General features: G+C 38.3%; 12 protein-coding genes and 1 pseudogene. 7 read left to right on the top strand and 6 right to left on the bottom strand.

Translation table 11 applies throughout. The features are described from left to right. From H6G77_RS32055 to H6G77_RS32035, 5 genes and pseudogenes are all read left to right on the top strand, one after another. Positions 1-99: pseudogene (locus H6G77_RS32055) on the top strand (IS982 family transposase); the annotation flags it as partial. A 131-nt stretch (positions 100-230) separates the two neighbouring features. Beyond that, on the top strand, positions 231-704 hold the full coding sequence (locus H6G77_RS32050) for a calcium-binding protein (protein WP_199331723.1): 474 nt from the start codon (positions 231-233) through the stop codon (positions 702-704). 44 nt (positions 705-748) lie between these two features. Next, positions 749-1,015 (top strand): hypothetical protein, encoded by a 267-nt coding sequence (locus H6G77_RS32045; protein WP_242049374.1) that lies wholly within the window; start codon positions 749-751, stop codon positions 1,013-1,015. A 157-nt stretch (positions 1,016-1,172) separates the two neighbouring features. Continuing rightward, positions 1,173-3,356, top strand: a complete 2,184-nt coding sequence (locus H6G77_RS32040; protein WP_190873748.1) for a DEAD/DEAH box helicase — start codon at positions 1,173-1,175, stop codon at positions 3,354-3,356. Positions 3,357-3,415: 59 nt separating this feature from the next. Beyond that, positions 3,416-4,192 (top strand): uracil-DNA glycosylase family protein, encoded by a 777-nt coding sequence (locus H6G77_RS32035; protein ID WP_190873747.1) that lies wholly within the window; start codon positions 3,416-3,418, stop codon positions 4,190-4,192. Positions 4,193-4,270: 78 nt separating this feature from the next. On the opposite strand, the gene H6G77_RS32030 is transcribed toward H6G77_RS32035, so the two are convergent. The 6 genes from H6G77_RS32030 to H6G77_RS32010 form a co-directional block, all read right to left on the bottom strand. Beyond that, positions 4,271-4,939: a type I restriction-modification enzyme R subunit C-terminal domain-containing protein gene (locus H6G77_RS32030; protein WP_242049373.1), complete on the bottom strand. Its 669-nt coding sequence runs from the start codon at positions 4,937-4,939 to the stop codon at positions 4,271-4,273. Between the two features lie 67 nt (positions 4,940-5,006). Next, a complete protein-coding gene (locus H6G77_RS32025) occupies positions 5,007-6,005 on the bottom strand; it encodes an aspartyl protease family protein (RefSeq protein WP_190873746.1) in 999 nt (332 codons plus the stop codon). Positions 6,006-6,284: 279 nt separating this feature from the next. Then, complete coding sequence (locus H6G77_RS32020; protein WP_190873745.1) at positions 6,285-6,854, bottom strand: hypothetical protein; 570 nt, start codon at positions 6,852-6,854, stop codon at positions 6,285-6,287. A 276-nt stretch (positions 6,855-7,130) separates the two neighbouring features. Then, positions 7,131-8,228, bottom strand: coding sequence for a hypothetical protein (locus H6G77_RS35425; RefSeq protein ID WP_199331722.1), 1,098 nt, complete (start codon positions 8,226-8,228; stop codon positions 7,131-7,133). Positions 8,229-8,242: 14 nt separating this feature from the next. After that, positions 8,243-8,983, bottom strand: a complete 741-nt coding sequence (locus H6G77_RS35420; protein ID WP_199331721.1) for a DUF262 domain-containing protein — start codon at positions 8,981-8,983, stop codon at positions 8,243-8,245. Positions 8,984-9,055: 72 nt separating this feature from the next. Beyond that, positions 9,056-9,808, bottom strand: a complete 753-nt coding sequence (locus tag H6G77_RS32010) for a hypothetical protein (protein WP_190873744.1) — start codon at positions 9,806-9,808, stop codon at positions 9,056-9,058. A gap of 467 nt (positions 9,809-10,275) precedes the next feature. Between H6G77_RS32010 and H6G77_RS32005 the strand changes: the two genes are divergently transcribed. Next, the gene (locus H6G77_RS32005; protein ID WP_190873743.1) at positions 10,276-13,125 is read left to right on the top strand and encodes a helicase-related protein; all 2,850 of its coding nucleotides are present in this window, start codon (positions 10,276-10,278) and stop codon (positions 13,123-13,125) included. Between the two features lie 25 nt (positions 13,126-13,150). Further along, the gene (locus tag H6G77_RS32000) at positions 13,151-17,029 is read left to right on the top strand and encodes an Eco57I restriction-modification methylase domain-containing protein (protein WP_190873742.1); all 3,879 of its coding nucleotides are present in this window, start codon (positions 13,151-13,153) and stop codon (positions 17,027-17,029) included. Positions 17,030-17,070: the final 41 nt, after the last annotated feature.

Raw genomic sequence — 17,070 nt, 5'->3', positions numbered from 1 at the left:
CGCCTCAATCGCAAGATTTTAGCTCATACCGTCTGTTTTTGGCTTAATCGCCACAATTGTGATCCTCTTCAATTCGACGCACTTGTTACGGAATATTAAGTCGCACATCGCGTGAACTAGTAAACGAAGGAACTGATACTGTCCGTGTTGGCTTTAGTTTTACACTAGGGGATAACATCGAAAATCTCATCCTCACAGGTAGTAATGCTATTGACGGTACTGGTAATAGCTTGAAAAACACCATTACTGGTAACTCGGCTAACAATAGCTTATTTGGCGGTGGTGACAATGACACCCTCAATGGTGGTGATGGAGATGATACCCTTGATGGTGGTAATGGCAATGATACTCTAACTGGCGGCAACGGCAACGATACTCTTGTAGGTGGTCTTGGAAGCGATCGCCTCACTGGTGGAACTGGTAATGATAAATTTGTCTTTGCTAGTTTGAGTGAAGGGATTGATACGATTACCGACTTTAGCAGTACAGATGATGTTCTGGTGATGTCTAGTCTCTTGACCAGCTTGAACTACGCAGGCACTAATCCAATTACTGACGGTTACATCCGGGGTATTCAATCTGGTTCAAATACTCTCATTCAGGTTGACTCTGACGGCATTGGTAGCAATGCAAGTTTTAAAACATTAGCCACACTCAATAATTTTACTGCTAGTAACTTCAGCCAAAATAACTTGAGTTTTTAATCTAAGAATGTTGCTTGGGAGTGATCAAAAAGCATTGGGATAACGTGCAGGGTGCGATCTCTCGTGTAAAAGATGCGATCGCAGAGGGTTGGTGCGATAACCCGACTGGTCTGTTTATCAACTCCTGTAAGAGTGGGGCTAAAGGGAAAAACACCGTTACCGCAGATGTTAGTGCTTGGTTTGAGTGGGCGAGGCGGCAGCGGATTGTGCTGGCGATGTCGGGTAATTTGGTTTATACGGTCAATGGGGAGGCTGTTGAGTTGGGGGAGATGATGCGGCGGTTTCCGGGTGGAGTAAGAGTAAAAGTATAGTTCTGCCCGTTCTGAATATTGAAAAGCCAAGCGCAGTGAGCAATCTTTAGGCAAAAGTGCTTTTAGAATGTCTCAAAAGGCTCAAATTTGCTTACGACCTTTAGAAATGCTTAACTGTTGGGAATTCTAAATAAAAGCACTATGAATAAAAAACAATATGGTTGCATCTACAGAAAACAGGATTTCAGAATGGAAATTTATTGAAACAGAACCTTTAGGGATAAGTGGAGAAGCTGGAGAACAATTCGTCTGGCAAAAAGTTCGTGAAAATTTTACTGATGGGGAAGGTGTTGCATTCTGGAGCTATCGCTCTTTTTCTCATGAGCAACAAATTAGGCGAGAGGCAGACATTCTGATTGTTAGCAAGGATTTAGGACTTATTATTATTGAGGTTAAATCCTTCACAATTGCCAAAATTAGTGAGGTTGAAGCTACTAGATGGAAAATGGTTTCTGGATTCTACAAAGATTACATTTACCCGTACCACCAAGCAGAAAAGCAACTTTACGCCTTATTAAACAACTGCAATAAAGAATCAATACTTAAAAATAAGGTACAAGGGAGAGTTATAGTTGCTCTACCCATGATTACCAAGACCGAATGGAATAACAAAGGCTTTGACGAATCACACCACACTTGCCCACCAATTCTTTTTAAAGAAGATTTAGAGAAGCACAATTTAGTTAAAAACATTCAAAATAAAGCCACTATTATTCAAGCAGCTTCTCCAAGTTTAAACGACCAACAGTGGAAACAATTGCTAAAAGTGATTGGTACTCCTAAAAATCCACCAGAGGATGAAATTAATGGGAATTTAAACAATAGCTTACAGTCTCCTCGCGCTCAAGTTATTACTAAACTACAGGATTGGATTAGTGATATTGATTGGCAGCAATTGGAAATAGGAATGCAATTTCCTCCAGGGCCGCAGAGAATTCGCGGCATGGCTGGTTCTGGTAAAACTATCTTACTTTGCCAAAAAGCAGCCCGGATGCACTGGCGGAATCCAGAGATGGATATTGCGCTAGTATTCTTTACTCGTAGCCTTTACAGCTTAATACTTGAATTGATAGATCAATGGTTACGTTATTTTAGTGGTGGAGAATTCCGTTACAATTCCCAAAATTCTAAACTGCGAGTTTTACACGCTTGGGGATCAGTAAATCAACCAGGACTTTACAGCACTATTTGTAGAAAATCTGGTGTTCAGCCATTAAATGCTAACCATTTTCCAAACCAACTACCTAACGAAGCACTGGCTTTAGCTTGTAAAAATCTACTTGATAACACAAATTTCACTCCAATATTTGATGCCATCTTAATTGATGAAGGGCAAGACTTGATTGTTGATAATCATCTTAAGTTTGAAGGCAGACAGCCATTCTATTGGATGGCTTACCAAGCCTTACGACCTGTTAACTCTAACTTGCCCGAACAAAGACGGTTAATCTGGGCTTATGATGAAGCGCAAAGTCTTAATAGTCTAGTAATTCCAACTTCTAAGGAAGTGTTGGGAACGGAATTAAGCCAACTCATTGGGGGTAGAGGTGGCGCATTCTATGAAGGTCGTATCAGAAAAGCACACATTATTCGTCGCTCTTATCGCTGTCCTGGTACTATTCTTATGGCTGCTCATGCTATCGGAATGGGCTTGCTACGTCCAAATGGATTATTAGCTGGATTTACGAATCAAAGAGATTGGTTGAGAATCGGTTATGAGGTAACAGGAGATTTTAGAAAACCAGGCTCAACAATTACTTTACATAGACCAGTTGAGAATTCACCCAATCCAGTCCATACACTTTGGGACGCAGAAGTATTGGAATTTCAAACTTACAATTCTCGTAAAGCTGAATTGGAGCAGTTAGTAGTAAAAATCAAAAGCAATATATTTGATGAAAAGTTGAAGCCTAGCCATAATATTTTAGTAATTGTTCTAGGAGATACTCAACTGCAAGATGAAACTGCAACTTATTTAAGAAATAGCGGAATTGATTTTTATCTTCCTACAGCACCAAAGAATAATACCTTTTTAAAGAATAATGCTAGTTTTCCTAATAAATTTTGGAATGAAGGCGGTATTACCGTATCTCGCATTCATCGAGCTAAAGGGCATGAGTCCAACATAGTCTATATTTTGGGATTAGACAATGTAGCAAGGAATGAAAGCAGTATTACACTTCGGAACCAGCTATTTGTAGCTTTAACTAGAACACGAGGCTGGGCTTATCTGAGTGGAATTGGTAACTACCCCATGTATGAAGAAATGCGTCGAGTAATTGAAAGTAAAACTACAGTTAACTTTACTTTTCAAAAACCAAAATTAGATGTAAGTGAATAAGTTTAAAAACAAACTTTGGCAAAAGCAACACATTTATACAAGAAATTAGTGAATTTTATATGACTCAATATTTGTTCTCAAATTTCAAAGATAATGAATTTGAAAATTTATTTCAACAGTTAGCAAATGTTTTTAGCATCTCGCAAAAACAGTTAACTGAAATATATGAAGAAATGCGGAAAGGCTTTGAGAGAGAAGACTGTATAGAATATAATTTCTCTAGAAGTATTTTTCATTCATCTAATGAATGTTTTCAGAAACTTTATGATGACGCTTGGATAATTGGAGTGGATATACCCAGCATACTTGAGCTAAATAACAATATTCAAGATAAAAAAACAATTGTCATCCTTGGGCAAGACCCTCGAAGGCAAAGTGATAAAAGAGTAGAAGAAATTGAAATTGCTACACCATACGCTCTACATTTAAAGTATTGCCGTGAAAAACATCGTAGCACGAGACTTTACTTTGACCTGATTAAAGTTTTACTAGAGCAAGGATACCGAGTTTATTTGACAGATGTATTTAAAATTTGGATTAGCCAGTCAGATAATGGAATTTATCATACTCCTCTTATTAAACAAGAGCAGGAGCGTTTTATTAAAATTTTGAAGTTGGAGTTAGAGATATTTGAGCCTCATGCTGTTATTACTTGGGGTCAAGTCGCCAGTGACGCAGTAAATAGCATAACCTCAAGCTTCAATCATTTTAAATTTCCTCATCCCAGTCCGGCAAATAATCACACATGGTCTAAAATGATGGGCAAGCCAGCAACAAGAGCAAATCGTATTGATTTTTGGCAAGAGAAAGTTATGAGTTTCTTGAATAATTTATAGCTACGTTTCTTTGCTTTCGGAATTTACACACAAAGGTCTGAATTTCTTTTTTAGTAAGCTATCGCACACCACCGCCCCTCACGCGACCCCAACAGTTTCATTGAAAGACCGCACTATTGAAACAATCCCGTCAGCATCATCAGCACCAAAAACTCCGTCTAATCCTTCGTAGTGCAAATCAGTGAATGGTGGTTCATAGAGTAAACCTGCATCCATTACACCGTTTTGGGTAAGGTAATCAATGATGGTTTCTACAAAACGAATTTGAGTAGCATTGAAACTACTGCCCTCCAAATACCGAGCAAATGCCTGTTTCGCAGCATTCCTGTTCAGTCCAACCAACTGGCGAATGAACAGCTTGAGGTTGAGGTTCTTCCCGCAGACTTCCTCAAACCTCTCCCGGCTTTCAACGGCTTCGGCATTGAACAGCAATTCTTCTAGGGACAGTAGATCAGCATCGGTTAGTGGAATGTTGCGCTTGAGTTTGGCGATCGCTATATGGTTCTCATGCTCTCGAATATACGCCTCTACCTTCTTCCGGTACTGGTAAGGATTGAAACCAGTTTGCTTTGTGGGTACGCCAGTCTCAACAATTTCCCCCAGTTCATCCTCAAAATTGGTGTGAACAATCTGCTTTTCTTTAGGATCGATGAATTTCACTAAATCCCGCAGTTGACGACGCATTTGTTCAATCAACTCTGGCGTTATGTCCTGCCACCAAGATTCAGTTTGGATATCTGCAATCAACTCAAGTTTTGCTATTAACTACATCCTATTTTTGTAAAAATTTCAGAAACTCTTTACTTAGTTATAATTATTGAAAGAATTGAGAGTAGGGTTCCAAAAGTATTTTTCTGCGCTTATAATCTATTGTAGTACGATAATTCCTCAGAAAAGGCTCACCTACCAAAGCATCTACATCAGAATTAAAGGGTATTATTGCTAATCTACCAGTCTCAAATTTTATTCCATTTATATTGCCTTGAATACTTGGCATATTTTCATTATAAATTGTTCCTGATACTAATTCTGTTTTTGACTGAGTACGTGGATAGTTAGCAAAATGTTTTTGTGCAAATTTAATATTGACTGCTAATCTACTAGTATTACCAGTATCAACTTGAAACCGGGCTGGATAGTTTGCTAATTTACCTAATATTATTAAATTCTCATCATCCCAAATCATATTAACTAAATTCTTTTTAAGATTTTGATTTTTAGTTATATCATAATCTTTATTGCGTAAAACTATTTCTTGTTTTTGATAATCAATGGTTAATATAATATTTTGAAAAACAGTATTACCTAATATTATTTCATTAACTCCCTCTGCTTGGGCTATAGAAATATTCTGCCCATTAGCTTTCTCTACTGTTTTTTGTAAAATTGTAGGTAGATTTTCTAGCTCAAAACCACCTAATTTAATATTGGGAGCTAAAACCCATTCCCCTAATATGCGATATTTTCCCCCGACACCAAGCATTTGTATTTGTTTTCCTGTTGGTTTTGATTTTAAGTTTAGTGTTTGAGGCCATGAAATGTATGTTGCACCAGTATCAAGAATACAGTTAACTGGTTTACCCGCCCAAAATGCCTGCACATATATTAAGCCTTTCTTTTGAGTAAAAGGCACTCGAACTTCTTTATATTGTTGTTGTGAATTTAATCTCCATCTGGCTGTAGCAAAAAGTTGGCTAAGATTTATTTGGGAATTTTTAGCTTTGTAAGGATTTAGAAACAAGTTTGAAGTACCAATAATTAAGCTCAAAAAAATCAGCCCTAAAATATATGAATTTAGTAACTTCTTTTTCATACTAGTTCACAATTTTTAAACTGCTCAAAGTCGCGGATGCCATCAATGATGCGGTAATAATTGGGTTTTCCTTGAAATGACCAGTAGGTCATCGTTTGGTAGATGTGCTTGAGAGAATTTTATTTGACTTTTCATTATATATAGCCAAACCTTTTTGAGCTTCCCTCAAACTCTGATTTTTATCTAATCAGAATTATTAAAAATTAGCTTGTAGGAAAGCTCAGGTTATTTTGTGGTTTGAAGGTTTCTATGAAAAGTTAGATATTCGGATAAACAAGATTATTGTCTAACAGGTTTAAATTTTTGTACAAATTTAAGCCAACGAGTAGTTTTATTGGGATCTCGTTCTATATCAAGGATACCAATTCGATAATTTCTGATTTCAGGAGGATGATCCTCTCCCTGTGAAAATTCAATTGCTGTAGGCTCTGGACTACGAACTTTGTAAGCGTTTACTATAGTATCGGCAAGGCTACAGGAAATTTTGAAAGTCCCCATATCAATATTGCCTCTACCAGCATAGTAGTGCCAGTCAATACCAGGGCTGACTATTCCCTCCTCACACATAAAAGCTGTAACCTCGAACATTTTAGCAATATGAAAATCATATTTCCTTAAACGCCCTATATGACGTGCTGTAACATTATTTTCAGGAACAGTAATATATGCGTCACCTTCATCAAAAGCTATCTGTGTTACAAGCTCATAAGACTTATTAGCTATTTTTACTACAGAATTTACGGGTTTATTAATAGTTTGTGAATTGGCTGATGATGAAAATGGTATAAATGAGGGCAATATTGTTAAAAAAATACTGCTTATACTATTAATTATCAATATATTGTTCACAAGAATTCGGTGGTAAACTGCATTTTTAATATAAGCAATAATATTTACTTAATAAATTAGTAATTCTTCTGAAAGTTTGAATGTTAGTGGTATGAAAGTATGTATTTAAACGTAAAACCTTTAAGTAAATTCTCAATACTTACTAAAATTGTCAGCATTAAGAATACTCTAAGTAATACCTTTAATAATCATGTTGCTAACTAATAAATTCATTAATTATAACTACAGGTTTCACATTTATCAAAATCTCATTTTTGCTAAGTTAATGTTTTTCAATCACTCCTCCTCGTCTACAACATCGCTAAATGCCAAATCGTCTACCACTAATACTGGCTTGCCAATAGCAGCTTCAATTTTGGCAAGTATCATACGTTGACGCGATGCCATAAACTCCTCAAAGTCATCTTTTCGCAGGGTTACTGAATCAATTTGGTGTGTCGCCAAAATTGCGTCCATACCTGCATCATCAAGCTGAACATTTTTATGCTGTTGAAGCTGAATTAAATACTCACTCGGAGCTTTACCGCCAATCATGCGGTTTGCTTTATAGGATATGGGAGTTTTGTTGAGAATAGAGTTATAACGAGATGCGGGAATCCCTTGCTTGTCACACCAACTCTTAGGGAAAATATGATGGATGTCAAGCTTGCGTTCTTCCCAATCGCTTTCATCTAGATCCTGAATAGTGGACTTCCAAAAAAAGTCTTTAGCACCCTCACGCTGAATTAAGGCATTAACACCTTTATATGCAGCACTAGTTCGGGAACGTAAGCTTCCTAAACGTGCAGGTTGAAAGTTTGCATCCCGAACAGTATTAGGTTCTTCCTTACCATCCTCAATCCAGTCGATAAGCTGTTGAATATCTAAAGCCATACGAGTTTCAACTGCGCCGCCGTACAATTCGCCAAGGATACCGCACCAGAACCAACGGGCAATTTTTTCGTAAACTTTCGGTTCCAGCCAGCGATCACCTAACAATGCCATGACTGCGGCAAGAGGAATAAGTTGCGTGCGGTAAGGCAAATCGCCAGTTGAGAAAAACGATTCCTGACGCAAGAATTTAGCTGCTTTCCAGTAACCCTGCACAAGAGACTGTTGCCACTTTTGAAAAGCATCTACAGGTAAAGATAGAACAGCTTCACGCTTGGCAGTCACACCTGTTACTTGTTTACCTGTTTTACCTGCTTTTAGGTCTTGCTGGCGTTTCTCCAAAGTGTACAGCAGTGTCAGCCCTTGTAAAAATTCAGTAGGCTGGACTTCACGTAACAAACGCTGCTTTTTCAGATGTGACTGAATACCTTCGATCTTTTCTTGACTATTACCAAACCATTCATCCCGCAAGTTAAGATTATCAGCAGCATAGCTGGCTGTCACTAGTTCAAAGACTGTTAATGGTCGCCTCCTGTATTTACTTTTTCAAATACAAGACATACTGCCTCTTTTGTGTTGTTGCGGTTAAGCTCGATGATTGGTAATTCATAATAACGAAACGCATCAAGAACTTGGGTACGAAAGTCCATATAGCGATTCAATTTATTTGACTTATGAGTGAAGTCGTACTGGTTTAATCCTACTTCCCAAGCACCTGCATTAAGTATTTGATTACAAGGGAAATAAAAGTGTTCGTATTCTTTCTCTGGCGTACTAAGGTCAAGCTTGACATCACGCCCAAAGTTTTCCTTTTGAATGCGATCTGCATCAATGCTAATAATCGCGCTTTCGTAATGTTCTGGCCCCAGTAAGGCTGTTTCAATATCAATATAGTAATAACGCTGTACTAGCTTCTTCTTAGAATCACGAGTTTGTACAGGTTGCGTACATATCAATACTTGTGTTAATGAAGTCAGCCTTTGTTGCCCGTCAAGAAGCAGCTTTTTCAATTTATCAATTGTTGCTTGTGTTGGATCTACTCCTTCAACAGGTCTAGCTTTAAACTTAGCATCGCCACCAGCCTCAAGTAACATAATTGCTCCCACAGGGAAAGCACGCGCAATACTAACTAAAAGGGAACGGATGTGTTCGTCATCCCAAACCCAACCTCTCTGAAAATCAGGCAGTTGAATTTCACCTGTCACAATACTATTTAGCAAAGTTTGCAGTCTTGTTTTTGTAGAATCGAATGTAGACATAGTAAGAATTTTTTAGTTTAGCTTATTGTTTATTCAATTTCTTCTAAGCACTAGTGAAATAAGCGATAGCATTTATAACGATGGCTTTTTAGGGCATTTACCTGTTGTGTGCGATTGAAGATTTGTAGTTTTAACTTTCACACTGCAATAAGGGCAGGTTGTTTGTGAAGGCAATACTACTGAAGATTGGGGACGAAGAGTTTTCTTGTTAGACGATTTTGACAATGATGGAGCAGCTAATATTGTAGTTACTGAAGAGCTAGATTGATTTGACTTAAAAAGTCTATGAACATTAACCTTTGAGAGGATCACATTCGCAAAATCTTCAGTTGAAATAGATTGAGAGCCAAAAATTAAGTGATTTCCATCAAAACTTGAGTAATACCCTTCATACTCTTGTCCGCTATAGTTAGCTACAGATTTTCTAACATCCATCTTCAGCTTGTGTTTTAATTCATCAAGTTTTAAAATTTCCCCTACTTCTGCATTATCTAAAAACGTTAATAAAGTTGACTGGCATCGTAAAACAGCTTTACTAATTAAAAATGTATTGCCTCCAAAGTTTATTTTCCAATCACTTCTAGTAGGAGTTGAGATTTCTTCTCCTTCTGTCCTTAACGCATTTATTAGTGCGTATGCTTTACCCATAGGGTCATGGATATGTTTGAAATGGTTTGGGGCGTGGACTGGATGCTGGGAACGATGACTATACCAATAAGCTGATTTCTTTATTAGTTCTTCAGCTAGAGAACGCTTAACATATTGCTCAGGAGCTATATTAAGAATTCGCTCTCTTTCTTGTGCATATACTTTATTTTGTTCCATAAAAATATTTTTTAATCTGGTTTAAACCACTCATAACAAATCAATTTAGTGTCTTGCTGCTGGATAATTTTTTAAATATTGAAGTTGCCATCAGCTTTTTCAAGATAGAGTATTACGTTAAGTCTTCCCCTATTAGCAACTTTTTTAACATCTGATTGAAAAATGAATTTCATGAAACTTTGCAAATGAATATAACAGTTCTCAATGTAAAGCTGATCAGCTATCAATAATTTCTGAAAAGTCTGTGATTAAGATCACATTTATTAGAATTTACTTTTCGTTAACAAAAATTTTCCTTGAAATAGCTGATTTAGGTAATATCATCAGTCTCAGTATACTTAAGCGTCTATTAAAACAGAAAAGACTTCTGAGCATCCTACTTGCTTGCTCAGAAGTATTAATTAAGTAATTATTACTAATCTACTAATTAATCTGCGTCAAATATTTTATAAAAATGTAACCTAACAATGACGGAAACCGTGAACCATTCACCCGGTTCTATAGTCAGCTGTCGCAGTCGGCAATGGGTGGTACTGCCTTCGGAAAATCAGGATGTCATTCGCCTGCGACCACTTTCAGGCAATGAAGATGAAATTGCTGGGATTTATCAAAAACTTTTAGAGAGAAATCTAGAGAAGATTGAATCAGCAACATTTCCTCTACCTCAAGCTACTAGCGTACAAGACCATGCTGCTGCACTCTTACTTATGGATGCTGCACGTCTTTTACTCCGTAGCGGAGCCGGGCCTTTTCGCTGTTTAGGACGATTATCTCTGCGTCCCCGTCCTTACCAGTTAGTACCTTTGTTAATGGCTTTAAAGCTAGAAACAGTAAAACTACTGATAGCTGATGATGTAGGCATTGGTAAGACTGTTGAAGCTGGATTGATTGCTCGTGAACTGTTAGACCGAGGCGAAGTCAAACGAATCGCTGTGTTATGTCCACCCCATCTATGTGACCAATGGCAGCAAGAATTAAGCGAAAAGTTTCATATTGATGCAGTAGTAGTACGTTCTGGTACAGCTTCTAAGTTAGAGCGAGGCATACCCAACAATGAGAGTATTTTTAGCTATTACCGCCATGTAATCGTTAGTTTAGACTATGCCAAAGCAGAGCGTCGTCGTGCCAGCTTTATAACTCATTGCCCTGATTTAGTAATTGTTGATGAAGCGCATACTTGCGCCCGTCCAAACAAAACAACAACATCACAGCAACAACGTCACCAGCTAATTACAGAAATTGCCCAAAAAGCAGAACAACATTTAGTATTGCTCACTGCAACTCCTCATAGTGGAATTGAAGAATCTTTTCTGTCATTGCTTGGCTTGTTAAAACCAGAGTTTGAGCATTTCAACCTCAATGGTTTAACAGAGAAAGAACGGGACAATTTAGCCAATCACTTTGTTCAGCGCAGACGAGCAGATGTTAAGCTTTGGCTGGGCAATGAAACTCCTTTTCCTCAAAGGCATTCAGAAGAAAAATCTTACAAATTATCGAAAGAGTACAGAGAATTATTTGATGATGTCTATGACTTCGCTCGTGGTTTAGTAAAAACAACTACGGCAGATATGAGTCATGCTCAACGCCGCGGAAGATACTGGTCGGCGTTGGCTTTGATTCGTTGCGTGATGTCTTCACCTGCTGCGGCGATCGCTACTCTAAACCGACAAGTTGGTAAATCAGGCGATCGCGATTCTTTAGTGGCTGATTTAGACGAAGACCTGATGAGTTCTTACGTCCACGACCCCACAGAACAAGAACAAGCAGTTGACGCATCACCAACTGTAGTCATAGAGCAAGGGCAACAAAGCTACAAAGACACCGATAAACGAAAGTTAAAAGCTTTTGTGCAAGCAGCCGAGAAATTGCGGGGTGATAAAGACCAGAAATTGCAATCTTGTATTGCTACGGTAGACTCTCTGCTCAAAGAAGAGATGAACCCAATTATCTGGTGTCGCTATATTGCTACTGCAAATTATGTAGCTGATGCTCTCAGGCAGAAATTAGAAAAGAAAGGTAGTCAAATTCGGGTAATTGCTATTACTGGGGAACTGTCAGAGGATGAAAGGGAAACTCGTTTGGAAGAGTTAAAATCCTATCCTCAACGGGTACTAGTAGCTACTGACTGTTTGAGTGAAGGAGTAAACTTACAAACCCATTTTAGTGGTGTAATTCACTACGATTTACCCTGGAATCCCAATCGACTTGAGCAAAGGGAAGGACGTATTGACCGCTATGGTCAAACTGCCACTCAGGTAAAAGCTTGTTTGCTTTATGGTCAAGATAACCCTGTTGATGGGGCAGTTTTGGATGTTCTGATTCGGAAAGCTGTGCAGATTCATAAGTCTTTAGGGATTACAGTTCCCGTACCAATGGAAAGCACTACTGTAGCCGAAGCAGTATTCAAATCACTGTTTGAACGTACTACTGAAGTTATTCAGTTATCGCTGTTTGATTTTCAAGAAGAATCTGCGGTTGATAAAGTACATAAGAATTGGGACAACGCCGTAGAACGTGAAAAAACTAATCGTACCCGTTTTGCTCAACGTGCCATCAAACCAGAGCAAGTAGAACAAGAACTCATCGACTCTGACCAGATTTTAGGGAATGAACAAGATGTAGAGCGATTTGTCATTTCTGCTTGCGATCGCATTTCTTATTCTTTGATCAAGAAAAAGCAGGGATGGTTATTACCGCAGCCACCAGATTTTCTTAAATCCACGTTAGGCGATAAGTCCCGTTTACTGACATTTACTACCCCAGCACCAGAAGGCGTGGAATACATAGGACGGAATCACCCTTTGGTAGAAGGTTTAGCGCAATACATTTTAGAAGATGCACTTTCTCTGGCGGCTGAACCAATCGCAGCAAGATGTGGGTTCACTACAACTAATGCTGTTCAAAAGCGCACAACTTTGCTGTTGGTAAGGTTACGGCATTTGCTAGACAGTTCTAGACGTACTACAGAAGCGAGGAATACTACATTACTAGCAGAAGAATGTGCAGTTATCGGGTTTACGGGTTCTCCTTCTAGTCCTAATTGGTTGCAGCAGTTAGAAGCAACTAGATTATTACAAGAAGCAAAGCCAGTCAGCGATTCTGGTAAAGCTATCAAACAGGGAGAAATTGCTGAATTACTTCCCAGGCTAGAAGAACTACAGCCAGATTTAGAAAAGTTTGCCAGCCAAAGGGCGGAAGAATTACTACAAAGCCATAAGCGGGTGAGGGACATTACCAAAGAAGGTCGAATCCGCGTTACTCCTCAATTGCCGATGGATGTTCTCGGTGTTTTTATTCTCCATCCCGGACGTAAGTAATCTTTTATTTTTAATTATTCTAGATATGAAAACTACATTAACTGCACTTCAAATCGAAGGAAATCTACTAGCTCCAGATATGACTGCCCAAATCTTAGAAGGCAGTCTCAAAGGGCAATCACCTGAAGACTTTGGTTTTAACAAAACTGATAAATTAGCTGATGAAATTGCAACTGCTTGGGGTGATGCTAAAGCATACTGGGCCGCATTCCAACGGGCATTAGCAAGGCTAGATGAAAATAACTCAGCTACAAGTATTACTCGTGAATTATGGTCAGTACCATTACTACAGAGTTTAGGTTACGACCCCGTATATACTGCAAATGCCGAAATCGTAGAGGGGCAAACTTATGCAATTTCCCACCGTGCAGAACTAGGAGAAAATAAACCACCCATTCACATTATTGGTTGTCGGCTAGAAGTCGATAAGCGTCCTCCTAGCGGTAATCCCAGACTATCAGCACACGCACTGGTGCAGGAGTATCTTAACAAGACAGAACATCTGTGGGCGATCGCTACCAATGGTTTTCGTTGGCGGTTACTACGTGATTCTTCTTTGATGACTCGTCTTACTTACATTGAATTTGACTTAGAACAAATCCTTCAAGGTGAGAACTTTGCTGAATTTGGGTTATTTTACCGCTTGTTTCACCGTTCCCGCTTGCCTGAAGGTATGGATGATGCGGATAAGTGTTTGTTGGAATATTATCACCAAGAAGCAAGGCAACAGGGTGGACGGGTACGCGATCGCTTACGGGATGGGGTAGAAAAAGCCTTAATTCAGCTAGGGAATGGTTTTCTACAACATCCTGCAAATGAAAATTTGCGGCAGAAGTTTACAGATGGCAGTTTGAAGGATATTGATTATTACCGTCAATTGTTGCGGTTGATTTATCGTTTACTTTTCCTAATGGTGGCAGAATCCCGCAATTTATTATTAATTGGGGATGATTTAGAGAAAGCACGAATCTACCGAGAATATTACAGTATTGAGCGATTACGAGAGTTAGCCGAAAGACCTCATTGGCGACGGGAGGGTTTTCAAGACTTATGGCAAGGTTTGCGAGTTACTTTCCTACTCTTTGATGAAAACTGGCGCGGAGAAGTATTAGGGTTATCTCCATTAAATGGTGATTTATTTGGTTCTACAACTCTGCCTGCTTTAGATGATTGTGCAATTGATAACTACGATTTATTGGTAGCACTCCGCCATCTATCCTTATATCAAGACAAAGCACAACTGCGGCGAGTTAACTATGAGTACCTGGATGTTGAGGAATTAGGTAGCGTGTATGAAAGTTTACTTGATTTTCATCCGCAAGTATTGACGAAAGGGGGAATATATCAATTCGCGTTAGTCTTTGGTAGCGATCGCAAAACAAGTGGCTCTTACTACACGCCACCGCAATTAGTACACCAGTTAATTAAAACAGCGATAGAACCTGTCATTGAAGATAGATTAGCCCAAGTTCGTAGCCAAACCCCCACCCCATCAAATCCAGATGAACTAAGGCGTAATTTAGAGCAAGGTTTACTTAATCTCAAAATTTGCGATCCTGCTTGCGGTTCAGGACATTTTCTTTTAGCAGCAGCACGTCGTGTTGGTAAAGAACTAGCTAAAGTACGCACTGGGGAAGCAGAACCAGGAAGTCAACCATTAAAATTAGCGGTTCGGGATGTAATTCAAAATTGCATTTATGGAGTAGATTTAAATCCTTTGGCGGTGGATTTGTGCAAGGTGGCTTTATGGATTGAAGGTTTCCCTGGTAAATTACCACTTAGCTTTTTAGACCATAGGATCAAGTGTGGTAATTCCTTGGTAGGGGTATTAGATATTGATTGCCTAGAGAAAGGAATACCCGATGAAGCATATAAGGCTGTAACTGGGGATGATAAAGCATTAGCAACACAGCTTAAAAAGCGAAATAAGAAAGAACGCGAGAACAAAGAGCAACTGTCAATATACGAAGACTTAGAAACTAAGCAGACACACTATGCAAAAAGTCTAAGGGAATTAGGGAATATTGCTGAATTATCACCGCAGCAAGTTAGAGAAAAACAAGCACGATATCAACAAACTCGTAAAGATGCCGAATGGCAACGGGATTATTTAGCTTGTAATTTATGGACTGGGGCATTTTTTATGCCTTTGACTGAAGAGAATTTACACTTGTTAGCAACAACAGAAACCTTAACTCAGCTTTTGCGTGGTAATTCTCCTGCTCAAGTAACAGTAGATACAGCAAATAAATTAGCTGAAGAGAAGCATTTTTTCCATTGGTGCTTAGAGTTTCCTGAAGTTTTTGAACAAAGTGGGTTTGATTGTGTGCTGGGTAATCCACCTTGGGAGCGGATTAAGTTACAAGAAAAAGAATTTTTTGCTTCTCGTAGTACTGAAATAGCTAATGCTGATAATAAAGCAGTACGGGAGAACTTGATTAAAGAATTACCAAAGAAAAACCCTGAGTTAGCGCAAGCCTGGAAAGCAGCGAAACATGATGCTGAGGCGCAGAGTAAGTTTATTCGAGTGTCGGGACGATTTCCATTAACTGCTGTGGGTGACATCAATACTTATGCTGTCTTTGCAGAAACCGTATATAAAATTATGGCTTCACCTGATAGTCAAAGTGGGATTATTATTCCAAGCGCCATTATTACAGCAGATACAACTAAAGAATTTTTTAGTTTTGTTGCAACTCAAGGACATTTATCTACTGTTTTAGATTTTGCAGAAATTAGAGATTTTTTTATGGGTGCAGGAAGTCCAGATCCATTTTGTCTTTTTAGCTTACGAAAAAATGGTGATATGCAAACTCCATCTGAATTTGTTTTTAAAGCTTTAAAAATTTCTGAAACACAAAATGAACTACGAAGGATTAAACTTTATCCTCAAGATTTTGTACTTGTCAATCCCAACACTAAAACTTGCCCAGTTTTTCGCACTGACAATGATGCTAAATTAGTAAAGAAAATTTATACAAAAATACCAATTATAGAAAACGAATCTCAACCAACCACACCTTGGTTACATACATTTAAAGGCGGTTTATTTCATATGAGTAACGATACTCATTTATTTCATGAATCTTGTGTAAATAACACATTGCCTTTATATGAAGCAAAAATGATATATAATTTTGACCATCGCTTTGGATCATACGAATCTAGAGGAGATGAAAGAGGTTTTGCAACTTTACCAGAAACACCAATAGAAAAATATCAAGATTTACAATATAAAGTTACTTCTTTTTATTGGGTATCTAGAGATGAGGTTAACCAAAAAATTGGAGAAGTTTGGAATAAAGACTGGTTAATAGTTTTTAGAGGTGTAACGAAAGCTTTAAACGAAAGAACAGCAATTTGTACTATTATACCAAAATCTGGTGTAGGAAATAGCTTATCTTTAGTTTTTTTAGGACAACCCAATCTTTTACTACATTCTTGTTTTGTTGCAAACTTTAATAGTATTATTTTTGATTATGTAACTCGCCAAAAAATGAGTGGGGTTAATCTAAATCTTTTCATTGTTAAACAACTTCCTGTCATTCCCCCTGAAGTATATACTCAACAAGATATCAAATTTATCAGCAGTCGCGTACTCGAATTAGTCTATACCGCCTGGGATATGCAACCCTTCGCCAAAGATATGGGATACGACGGCGAACCCTTTATTTGGAATCCTAACAGACGCGCATTATTAAGAGCAGAACTAGACGCATATTATGCCAAACTCTACGGACTCACCCATGATGAACTGCGATATATTCTCGACCCTGCTGATGTTTACGGTGAAGACTTCCCCAGCGAAACATTCCGCGTTTTAAAGAACAACGAAATTAAACAGTTTGGTGAATATCGCACCCAAAGATTAGTTTTGGAAGCTTGGAACAAAATGTTTGGATAATTCGTAGTTTTGTTAAAAAAATAAATAAAAATTACGAATAA

Origin of the sequence: Aulosira sp. FACHB-615 (genome assembly GCF_014698045.1) — a bacterium.
Classification (GTDB): Bacteria; Cyanobacteriota; Cyanobacteriia; order Cyanobacteriales; family Nostocaceae; genus Nostoc_B.
This window is presented reverse-complemented; position numbering and strand designations above follow the sequence as displayed.

Coding starts and splice junctions, on each gene's coding strand:
- H6G77_RS32035 (WP_190873747.1), top strand. CDS start 3,416: ATGACTCAATATTTGTTCTCAAATTTCAAAGATAATGAATTTGAAAAT.
- H6G77_RS32005 (WP_190873743.1), top strand. CDS start 10,276: ATGACGGAAACCGTGAACCATTCACCCGGTTCTATAGTCAGCTGTCGC.
- H6G77_RS32010 (WP_190873744.1), bottom strand. CDS start 9,808: ATGGAACAAAATAAAGTATATGCACAAGAAAGAGAGCGAATTCTTAAT.
- H6G77_RS32040 (WP_190873748.1), top strand. CDS start 1,173: ATGGTTGCATCTACAGAAAACAGGATTTCAGAATGGAAATTTATTGAA.
- H6G77_RS32000 (WP_190873742.1), top strand. CDS start 13,151: ATGAAAACTACATTAACTGCACTTCAAATCGAAGGAAATCTACTAGCT.
- H6G77_RS35420 (WP_199331721.1), bottom strand. CDS start 8,983: ATGTCTACATTCGATTCTACAAAAACAAGACTGCAAACTTTGCTAAAT.
- H6G77_RS32025 (WP_190873746.1), bottom strand. CDS start 6,005: ATGAAAAAGAAGTTACTAAATTCATATATTTTAGGGCTGATTTTTTTG.